The sequence below is a fragment of the Limosilactobacillus fastidiosus genome, from assembly GCF_014145505.1.
Classification (GTDB): domain Bacteria; phylum Bacillota; class Bacilli; order Lactobacillales; family Lactobacillaceae; genus Limosilactobacillus; species Limosilactobacillus fastidiosus.
Genome location: NZ_JACIUZ010000036.1, coordinates 35534 through 46000 on the forward strand (window position 1 = coordinate 35534; position 10467 = coordinate 46000).

At 35.0% G+C, this 10467-nt stretch carries 9 protein-coding genes; all 9 read left to right on the forward strand.

Translation table 11 applies throughout. The features are described from left to right. Positions 1-105 precede the first annotated feature (105 nt). The 9 genes from apf (at position 106) to H5R64_RS05450 (ending at position 10390) form a co-directional block, all read left to right on the forward strand. Positions 106-903, forward strand: coding sequence for an aggregation-promoting factor (gene apf, locus H5R64_RS05410; protein WP_182580177.1), 798 nt, complete (start codon positions 106-108; stop codon positions 901-903). Positions 904-920: 17 nt separating this feature from the next. After that, entirely contained in the window at positions 921-1223 is a 303-nt protein-coding gene (locus H5R64_RS05415) for a hypothetical protein (RefSeq protein WP_182580175.1), read from the forward strand. Positions 1224-1328: 105 nt separating this feature from the next. Further along, positions 1329-1805 (forward strand): hypothetical protein, encoded by a 477-nt coding sequence (locus tag H5R64_RS05420; protein WP_182580173.1) that lies wholly within the window; start codon positions 1329-1331, stop codon positions 1803-1805. After that, on the forward strand, positions 1792-2205 hold the full coding sequence (locus tag H5R64_RS05425; protein WP_182580171.1) for a hypothetical protein: 414 nt from the start codon (positions 1792-1794) through the stop codon (positions 2203-2205). The genes H5R64_RS05420 and H5R64_RS05425 overlap by 14 nt, the downstream gene beginning before the upstream one ends. Positions 2206-2399: 194 nt before the next feature. Next, a complete protein-coding gene (locus H5R64_RS05430) occupies positions 2400-3089 on the forward strand; it encodes a hypothetical protein (RefSeq protein ID WP_182580169.1) in 690 nt (229 codons plus the stop codon). A gap of 25 nt (positions 3090-3114) precedes the next feature. Beyond that, positions 3115-6663, forward strand: a complete 3549-nt coding sequence (locus tag H5R64_RS05435; protein ID WP_182580167.1) for an SEC10/PgrA surface exclusion domain-containing protein — start codon at positions 3115-3117, stop codon at positions 6661-6663. 162 nt (positions 6664-6825) lie between these two features. Beyond that, positions 6826-7299 (forward strand): hypothetical protein, encoded by a 474-nt coding sequence (locus H5R64_RS05440; RefSeq protein ID WP_182580165.1) that lies wholly within the window; start codon positions 6826-6828, stop codon positions 7297-7299. Positions 7300-7813: 514 nt separating this feature from the next. Then, a complete protein-coding gene (locus H5R64_RS05445) occupies positions 7814-9367 on the forward strand; it encodes a PcfJ domain-containing protein (protein ID WP_182580164.1) in 1554 nt (517 codons plus the stop codon). Between the two features lie 96 nt (positions 9368-9463). Then, positions 9464-10390, forward strand: coding sequence for a site-specific integrase (locus H5R64_RS05450; protein ID WP_182580278.1), 927 nt, complete (start codon positions 9464-9466; stop codon positions 10388-10390). Positions 10391-10467 lie beyond the last annotated feature (77 nt).

The window sequence follows — 10467 nt, forward strand, 5'->3', positions numbered from 1 at the left end:
CCTTTTTTTATTTATTGTTCTAACTTTCGGGGTGGCAGAAGTTGATCTTTTCTTTTCGGTAGAAATAATACAAACAGACTACTAGAAAAAGAAGGTACTAAATTTATGGAAAGAAGTAAGTCAAAGTTCAAATATTTATTATCAACGGCTGCCTTAGCTGGTATGCTATTAGCGCAAAGTGGTAATGCATTAGTCGCACATGCTGATCAGGTTCAACTGAAACCAGGCGACACTTTATCGGCTCTAGCACCACGCTTCAAAACAACTGTTAATGACTTGGCTTCTCGGAATCATATTGCTAATCCAAACAAGATTATTGCTGGTCAAACGATTAATACCGGTGATCAATCACAAAATACCGATTCAGCCACTAAGATTGTTGTGGTTAATGCAGGTGATACAGTTAGTTCTTTAGCTAAGCAGTACAACACGACAATTAAGCAAATTGCAAAAGATAATGGATTAGATGCTAACTATACAATTATTGTGGGCCAACAATTGAAAGTTAATCCAGATGACGGACAAAATAATAATACTGGATCATCACAAACAGCTAATAATGCTCAAGCTGCAACTACCTCAACGACAACTACTAATTCAACCACAGTAAATCAAGCTACTACGAGTGCTCAAACTGCTAGTGTAAGTAGCAATAGTAGTTACAGTTCACCAGTTTCAGGCAACGAAGCAGCAGCCAAGGTATGGATTGCTGGTCGTGAATCAGGTGGCAATTACAATGCTCGAAATGGTCAATATATTGGTAAATACCAATTGTCATCTGCCTATTTAGGTGGTGATTATTCACCGTCTCACCAAGAACAAGTAGCTGATCAATATGTTCAAGGTCGATACGGTTCTTGGACAGCAGCTCAACAATTCTGGCAAGCAAATGGTTGGTATTAGTTAAGGAGATGACATTTATGGAACGACTACTTGTATACGGTACCCAATTTATATGTTGGTGTGCTTTATGTTTTGGACTTAATGGGCTATTTTTCTATATGAAAAGGCAACATAAGGAATTAGAATTTTGCCTATCAAAATTTACCATTACCGGTATCACATTTACCCTTATAGTTTTCTTATCTCTTCTGGGTGATAGGTCTCTTTTTCGTGAAATAATTGTAACTTTAGATAAACCTGATAATATAATTTTTATATTAGTTGTTATAACTTACATTTTAAATAAGAAAATTAGTGACTCAACAATATCAACTAAATAACTTGGAAACTAATGGTTGATATTGAAAATTATGATTTTAGCAATACGGTTTAATAGTTGGTTACCGTATTGCTTTTTAGGATATAATGCTTTTAGGTGATTGAATATGAGAAACTTTTTAAAAAGAGTGTATGAACATTTAGCTAACATTTCGAGTGCTAAAACACGTCATGAAAAAAAGAGAGAACGAGAACACAATCTCTTAGAAAAAATTCATAAGATGGATGACGATGATTTAGCAATAAGAAAAAGTAAGTTAGAGGGGAAAACTAGCAGTGGGAGTCAATTAACGCCATATTTATTCGGTGCATTTCTTGCTGGTATAACTATAACGTTAATAGGATTTTCAATTAATGTACTTTATAGGGCACTTCCCATAATTAGTGGCTATAGGAAAGTTAATGCGGAACAATTAGGTGAAGTTAAATACTTTTTAGCTGCATCTTTGGGAGGTAGTTTCATTCTATTAGTTGCAATAATAATACTTTCAATATGGTATTTTAGAAAGCAAAGGAATGACAAATCACTATTGGATTTGTATAAGCAGGAATTTGATAGGAGAGATAAAGATGCAAACAGGTAAATTAAAGATGATTAACATAATAAGTGCGATCTACCTGTTTCTCTCTTTAGCTTTCTGTTTTAGACTAGATAAATATAATAAAGTAGTTCAGTCATTACAAGACAATCATTTAAATGATTTACAGATATTAGCAGCTAATAATGGTGAAGCTGTAATTATGTTTTTGCTTGCGTTAGTGCTTGTTATTTGTGCTATTCCGCTATTTATCCTTCTAATCAAATATACTTGTAGTAATGGTGAAAGTGTGGGTGATTGGGTTTTAACAATTCTCTTATTAATTTTGATAATTATTGCTGTATATTTTATTATTCATCTGATTTACATTCCAATATTCAAAATACTCTTGCGAGTGGTATTAGCTGGTGGAGTAGTATTAGGAATCATAACTTCTTCAGATTAGCTGTTAATGGTCGAAAGGTCGCCCTTATTATGATATTTATAGTTATATTATTGAGATGCATAACATCTAAGCAGCAAGCTTTGAAAGCTTACTGCTTTTATTTTAAATAAAAGATATAAAATGATACTAAAAAACTATTGAAATAGTATCAAATAGTGATATTATAATAAGTGTAAACGGAACGAGGTGATAAAGTGTTAACTAAAGGAGGTAAGGCACGAAGAATTCTGAAATATCCTGATGGTTTTTTTAAGGATGATTTTCGTGTTTTAACCGAACAGGATCTAACAAAATATTTAGGAATTTCAGGTCAAGAGCTTTCACATTATCAAAAACATACTTCTGAATTGACTGACGCAATGATTACTAGTTTAGCTAAATTGTATGATGACTTAGCTGGCAATGGAGTTGCCGTTAACGAAGAGAACGATGCGGACGATATAGAGGAGAAAGCTATTGAACTACTGAATAATTGGAGAAATTTTTTAGATGAGAAAGGAAAAGTTTTAACTGCTGATAAATTGGCAGAATTATTAGAAGTTAAAAGGCTTCAGATATTCCGATGGAAAAAAGATTATTCTAAGATTCCTAAGACTATGAAGTCTAAATTGGCAGAGCTTTATGATACTTTACTAAGGGTTGACGACATTCCAACTCCTCACGATGACTTTCTCCAATTACTCCGGAACATTAGAACTGAAGATGAAATGTTTGAAATAGTTCAAGATGAAATTGCAGAGGTGGTTAAACAAGGACTAAAACAAACAGAAGTAACTAATTACACTCGAGAAGTATTAGATACTTTTTCTGAAGGGATAAAAGCTAAGCAATCTACGTTATTAAGGATTATAATTACTAAGATGAATGAAAATAATAGGAATTAGGTAGTTTATTATTAGGAGGGTATTAATGATGACTAAAAAAGTAGATACTAAAAAGATTTTACGTTTAACTGGAGTTGGCCTTGCTACTGTAGCTGGGGTTTCTGTTGCTAATGAAACTGTAAAGGCTGATACTACTAACAATAGTGTCACGATTCAATCACAGGCAACTGATCATGCAGCTAAGCAAGTAGCAGTTGATCAAGCACAACAACAGGCTAATCAAGCAACTGCAGAGGTTAATAATGCACAAACCGATGTTAACAATGCTCAAGCCAATGTTACTAGTGCTCAAGGAGCTGCTGATACTCAACAACAAGTAGTTAATAGTGCTCAAGCAACCGCTAACTCTGCGCAAAGTCAATTAGATACTGAAAATGCAACATTGTCACAAGCACAAAAGAATGCAGATAACGCTACTCCAGAAAACATTCAAAAGGCTAAGGATGCAATCAGTGATCAACAAAAGACCATTGATCAAGATAACCAAAAGGTTACTGATGCACAAAAGGCTGTTGAAGACGCTCAGAAGGCTAATGACCAAGCTAAATCTGATGTTACCGATGCTCAGAACAAAGTTAACGATCAACAAAAGGCTGTTAATGATGCCAAGACTAACCTTAATAATGCTAAGGATGTTTTGAACAACAGCAATTCTGGCAAAGCTCAAGAAGCATTGGATAATGCTAAGGCTCAGGTAAAGGCCGACCAAAATACTATTACTAATGACCAACAAGATATTGCTGGGAAGTTTAATGCAAAGAACCAAGCACAACAAGCCTTAACTAATGCGCAAGGTAAGGTAAAGCCTGCTGAAGATGCGGTTAAGAATGCTCAAAATGATGCTCAAAAGGCTCAAGGTACTCGTGACCAAGCCCAAAAGAATCTTGATAATGCTAAGGCTGATCTTGATGCTAAGAACAAGGCTAAGAGTGATGCTCAAAGTAACTATGACAATGCTAAGGCTATCCTTGATGGCAGTAATTCTGGTAAAGCGCAAAAGGCTTACGATGATGCAACAGATCAAGTAAATAATGACCAAAAGTTTGTTGACGCTGCACAACAAGTCGTTAATCAAAAACAAGGTGCTTTGGACGATGCTACTAATAACCAAAAAGCAGCTGCTAAGACGGCTACTGATGCTCAATCAGATGTAGTTGCTAAGACAACTGCTGCTAACCAGGCCAAGGATGCTCTTGATTTAGCAACTGCTGCTAAGGATGTTGCTCAAAACAAGGTTAGTGATTTAAATGACCAAATTAGTAACTACAACACCATTACTCTTCCTGCCGGTTATAAGGAAGCATTAACAAAATACAAGGATACTACTACTCGGACTGATGCTAATGCTGCTAGTAAGGAACTTTCAAGTTTTGCTAAAGCTGGCCTATCAAGTAACAGCTATAAGCATAACGCTGCGGAAGCCAAAGAGAGTGTTGATTATAACCACTTAACTGCAGAACAACAAAAAGAATTGACTATCTTTGCTACAGGATTAGTTAACCAAATCCAATCTCAAATGGGGGTAGATAAGACTAAAGCAACGCCAAAGGCGATTGAACTTACTAATTCCATTATTAAGAATGGGTACAATGACCCTTCATGGGATGCGTTTGGAGAAGACATGGTAAGTGGCAAGGGTCACAATAATGATGCGCTTCAGCAAGCGATGGATGATTATCAGGCAAACGGTGTTGGTGAAAATATGGGATCCTCTCTTCATAATTACCAATTTGCTGAAGATGGAAGTAATAAACTTATTTCAGAACCAATTCCTGCTCAGACTATGGATTCAATTAAAGAAGCTATTTATGATACAATCACTCAAATGATGTTTGATGATGCTGATTCTGGCTGGGGACATGCAAAAAACTTTGTTAACTTCCCAGGTAACGTTGTCTCAACTAAAGATAATGAAGTAATGGGTGTAGGCTTTGATAAGTATGGTTACTCACACTTTGATTTTGCTGGGGCTACTTCAAGTAATGGTCTTGGTGACAATTCCTACACTGTTCCTGATGTTGAAGCATTAAAGAGTCAATTGACGACTGCTCAACAAGATTTAACTGCCAAGCAATCTGCTTATGATCAAGCAAAGACTGCTTATGATCAAGCTCAACAAGATTTAGTAACTGCTAAGAGCACTTTAACTGATGCTCAAAATGCTGCTAGTGCAACTCAACAAGCTGTTACAGATGCGCAGAATGACTTGGGTACTGCTCAAACAGCACTTGACCAAGCTACTACTAAGTTGAATGATGCTAAGACTACTCAAAGTCAAGCTAAGCAAAATCTTGATGCTTACCAAGCCGATCTTAAGACTAAGCAAGTAAATGTTGATAATGCAAAGAAGGCTTTAGATAACGCTCAAACTGCTGTCTCAGAAGCTGAAGGTGAGTTATCTACTGAAACCGCTGCTTTAACTCAAGCTCAAAGTGATCTTGATGCTAAGAATCAAGCCGTTACCGATGCTCAAACAGCACTAGACCAAGCTAATGCTAACGTAAAGACCGCTCAAGATAATCTTGACTCTGCTACTACTGCATTAACTAATGCTCAAAACAAGCTTACTAATGACCAAGCTAAGTTGGCTAATGACCAAAAGTCTCAAGAAGAAGCACAGAAGAACGTTGATAGCTATGCTGCTGACTTAGCTACTAAGCAACAAGCAGTAAAGGATGCTCAATCCCAAGTTGATAAGGATACTAATAAGCTAACTGGTTTGAAGCAAAACTTACTTGATTTGCAAAATGCTCCGGTACTTTTGGCAAAGGCACAACAAGCAGTGAAGGATGCTCAATCCCAAGTTGATAGTGCTAACCAAGCATTAGCAGACGCTAAGGCAAAGCTTGCTCCATTGGCAAGTGCAGTTCAATCAGCTAACGATGCTTTAGCTGCTGCTCAACAAAAGCTTGCTAGTGCAAAGACAAAGCAAAAAACTGCTGAAGCTAATTTAGCCGCTGCTAAGGAAGCTCTGAAGTCTGATGCTGAAAAGTATGCTACCAAGGTTGTTATTAATCCAATTAACCTGACTGAAGGGGATAAATTGCCAGAACCACAAATGGCTAACAGCCTTGTAATTCCAGTTAACCTTCACAGTGCTGCTAATAAGACTATGATGGTTTTAGCTGCTACTGGTAATGGATTAGCTTCAGACCTGCCAGCTGGTACTACGGTAACTTGGAATAATCGGGCCCAAGTGCTTACTGATATTCAAACTCCCGGTAATTACACTGAAGATGTATTGGTAACCTTCCCAGATGGTTCATCAGCTATTGTTAAGGCTAATGTAAAGGTTGTTGCTAAGAATGCTGCATCATTCGTAACCCCAGGTAATGACAGTCAATTAGCTGGTCAAGTTGCTACTAATAATGGTTCAACAATTAACGATTTGGTAGATGGTAAAAATGGTACTAGTGTTGATAGTTCTGTCGAAGCTAGTCAACAATCTTCTACTAAGAAGAGTACTAACGCAAAGGCCTTGCCACAAACTGGTAATAATAACTCTGTTGCTATTGTTGGTTTAGGTTTAGTCTCAGCTTTCGCTGGACTTCTTGGCTTGCGTAAGTTTAATTAAACCTATTAGAATCCATCGGTATCACCATTTCTATCTAGCAATATTCTCTTGGTGTAACTTGGCACGATGGTGATGTTAGTGAAGGAGGTCCGATTAAGGATATTCATACCCAAATCGATGGTAAACTTGGCCAAAAATTAGAAGCAAAGGAAGGTAATGAAAATGACAGCAAATGAATTGATTAATGACATTAACCGTGAAAGTGATTTATATGTAGATGAATCTGAAGATTATGTAAAAGTATATAATTGTGAGGGTAAACATGACGACCTTATTTTTACGATTCCAAAAGATGCAAGAAGCTTTTTTGATATAACGTGGAACTGTATGCAGCCCGAATTCGTTCTGGATGATTATGAGCGTGAGCTTCTCGAAAAAATTATTACTGAGTACCTAAAAACTGAAATCAAAGATAGAACTAACCCTACTGAAAAGTATAGGTTGCTAATGGACGGCAGTGATGATGGTATGCCTAAATACGTCGAAAGCATCAAAAATGATGATGATGGTCTATCATTTGTATATGGAGAGCCAAAAGTTTTTACCGAGGAAGAATTGACTGATTTGAAGCAGTCATATCCAGATATTGCTGATACAATCGATAAAATAAAAGTCTTTGCAGGGGAAATTTACTAATTTGTCATTTTCACTTTTTGCTATCAGTGCAAAATCACGATAAATTGCACCAATAAAATATGCTATACTGATTTTTGGAGTGGGACAAAATAACCCGGCACTTCATTTGAGGTGTCGGGTTTTAAATGCAACAAATTTAAATACTTTTATGAACTTCCATGGACTTTAAAAGTTTTATTTTCCTGTTGCCAGGGAAACAAATGCCTATATAATAGTAACTAAAATTGAGTCTACATACATTAATAATATGAATAAATTTATTTAAATCGGTGTATTGTAATTCTAACTAAATCAGGTGCATAGTCATTGGCTTCTCAGCCTTAATGAAAATCATTTTAGCGTATAGTTGATCACTTCATTTACTCTCATGAGTAATGATGAAATATTACCTAATTATGAGAACATGTTTAAGTGTTCTCTTTTTTATTATTCAAGGCAAAAGTTGTCTTAAATCAATTATCAGATAAGCTGATAGATAAATTAATAATTTATTAGGCAGGAGGCATAAATAAGATTGGTTGAAAGCTTAGGTAAAGATGAGATAAGAGAAAAGTTAGATAATGTTGGAACATGGCTAAATCAGCAAGATAAATTTATCAAGGAACCGAGTAATGGTTCTCTTTTAAACTCAGTATTGTATTCACAATATTCGGGGATAAAGCCACTTAACTCATATGATGGGAATAGCATAGTAGATGAATTATACGAGAATGATGTAAACTATGTTTTTTTCTATGACCCAAGAAACAAAAAGATTTTACGCAATAAAGAAGCGGAGGATTTTTTAAATGTACAATTTAGAGAATTGATTACTTACTTTAATTCAAGAAATAATAAAGAAATTGTAAATAAAATTGCTATTAGTACTTCACCATTTTGGTTAATTCAAATTACATTTGTTTTTAATGGCTATAATTCATATATAGCCATTAAAAATCACAAAGTTTCCTTTATTTCTGATGGCCCTCAATTTGCTATTAGTTCCAATCAACCCTCAATTATCTGGTTTCCTAATGGTGTAGTTAAAACTGAGACAAAATCAGGTTACTGTGATTTACCTGTTTCTCGTAGTATTGATTTTACTAAAGAGAATGGGGAACATATTTTACAAGGCTATCCGGAATTGAGATTAGCAAATGATCTTTATCGTGAAAAAGAGAATTCTGTAAAGAGATACCTAACTAGCTCAACCGAAACTACTTTTGACTATAATCCCTTTAAAGTACCTTTTACTTATAGTGAAGTATTAACAATTGGCAGTTCTAAGCACTTTGATCTTTTAAAAAATCATTACAAGCAAAAGCACAGATATCTAGAAAGAAAAATTAACTATAACAAGTTATCTCTTTGGGAAAACATTAACTTTATGAATCTAGAACCAAAAGTCGCCGAAAAAGATTTTTATCGAATTTATAATGATTTTCTTGGTAATCGTAAGAACTATTATGCTATATTTAACAAAATTATTTGGCACAATAATAATGTAAATCGTCAGTTCGTGAGTTTTTACTTAGCATATTTATATCGTCAAATTATTAAGAATGTTAAACCCAATAATGAACAATTTATTGTTTCCCAAATTATAAGCTCGCTAGAAGATATTTATGAGCAATTTAAGATTCTTAAGGTAAAGCCTTTACCTTGTAATATAAGATCCACTAATCGCTTACACAAGTTAGAACAAGAAATGATAGAAAAAGTAAATTTGAAATGGTGGCATCAACAGATCGGAGTTAATCCCAATAAGCCTTTATGTAATAATCAGAATAAGTGGAAGTTTCTATTAGAGAAAATTAGGGAATCTGAATTAGCCATTACTCCATTATTAACATATCGTCAATTAGTGAATGAAGGACAGGAGCAACATAATTGTGTTGCAGCTTACTATAATTTAGTTATGCATGGGAAGGCATTTATTTTTGACTATAAACACAATAATGGTGATAGATATACTGTTGAGGTTCAATTGAAGAGAAAAAACTATCAAATAGTGCAAATTTATAAAACATATAATAATAATCCTGATCAAGAAGTAGTAGCTCTTTTAAGTAAATTTATTACGGAGTAGCAAAAATTAGAGGAGAACGTTGCCAGATGTTCTCTTTTTTGTTTTCATATGGTCAGCTTCAATACGAAGTAAACTATGATGAAAGAGGATAATTTTATGTACTCAAGTTCAATGCTATTTGAGAAATATTACTACAAATGGATTCACATGTATAAGGAGGGTTCGGTCAGACCCATTACCTTAGCTAAGTATTATTTAACTCATCGAGAAATTCAGCGTCGATTGCCTAACGTGAGAGTAAACGAGCTAAATCATTATATTTACCAGAAGTTTATTAATGAGTATGCGGAGGATCATGAGTATCTAACTGTTAAGGTTTTTCATCACCACTGTAAAGCAGCTATTATGGATGCCATTGAGGATGGATTGCTTGAACATGATCCAACTAGGCATCTTATATTAAAGGGCAAACAACCACGTAAGAAAAAAGCTAAGTACCTAAATCTATTGGATTTAAAACGTTTAATTAATCAACTTAATCTCGGCCCAGAAATCAGTTATGATTGGATGATCTTATTAATAGCTAAAACAGGTATGCGGTGCGCTGAAGCTTTAGGATTGACTCCAGAAGACTTTGATTTCTCTAATCATACAGTAACTATTAATAAGACTTGGGACTATAAATCACCTGTTGGAAAGTTTCAACCAACTAAAAATAAGTCATCAAATCGCACGATTGGAATTGACCCGATTGTTTCTGAACAGTTACAAAAATTAGTAGAGGGAAAAGATCCAAAGAGACCGATATTTGTTCCTCTTGATAGGCGAGTTTATATTTCAACTGTTAACTATCGTTTAAGGACGCATTGTATAAAAGCAGGGATTGAACCAATCTCGATCCATGGATTACGACACACACATGCCTCTCTTTTAATTTATGATGGGGTTTCAATTCCAAGTGTGGCCAAGAGACTAGGACACGCCAATACTATCACTACTCAACAGACTTATTTACATATCGTGAAGGAATTAGAGGTTCGTGATAATAAAAAGATCTTAGAAAATATGATACGTCTCTCTTAGAGCATCAACTAAAGCAGCAATCTTCTAACCAAGATAGGTTGAAGAAGATTGTTGCTTTTTAAGAAGTTACATCGTAG

Bases quoted from the DNA above. Each gene is read 5' to 3' on its own strand.
- H5R64_RS05450 (WP_182580278.1), top strand. From the start codon at position 9,464: ATGTACTCAAGTTCAATGCTATTTGAGAAATATTACTACAAATGGATT.
- apf (WP_182580177.1), top strand. From the start codon at position 106: ATGGAAAGAAGTAAGTCAAAGTTCAAATATTTATTATCAACGGCTGCC.
- H5R64_RS05415 (WP_182580175.1), top strand. From the start codon at position 921: ATGGAACGACTACTTGTATACGGTACCCAATTTATATGTTGGTGTGCT.
- H5R64_RS05425 (WP_182580171.1), top strand. From the start codon at position 1,792: ATGCAAACAGGTAAATTAAAGATGATTAACATAATAAGTGCGATCTAC.
- H5R64_RS05435 (WP_182580167.1), top strand. From the start codon at position 3,115: ATGATGACTAAAAAAGTAGATACTAAAAAGATTTTACGTTTAACTGGA.
- H5R64_RS05420 (WP_182580173.1), top strand. From the start codon at position 1,329: ATGAGAAACTTTTTAAAAAGAGTGTATGAACATTTAGCTAACATTTCG.
- H5R64_RS05440 (WP_182580165.1), top strand. From the start codon at position 6,826: ATGACAGCAAATGAATTGATTAATGACATTAACCGTGAAAGTGATTTA.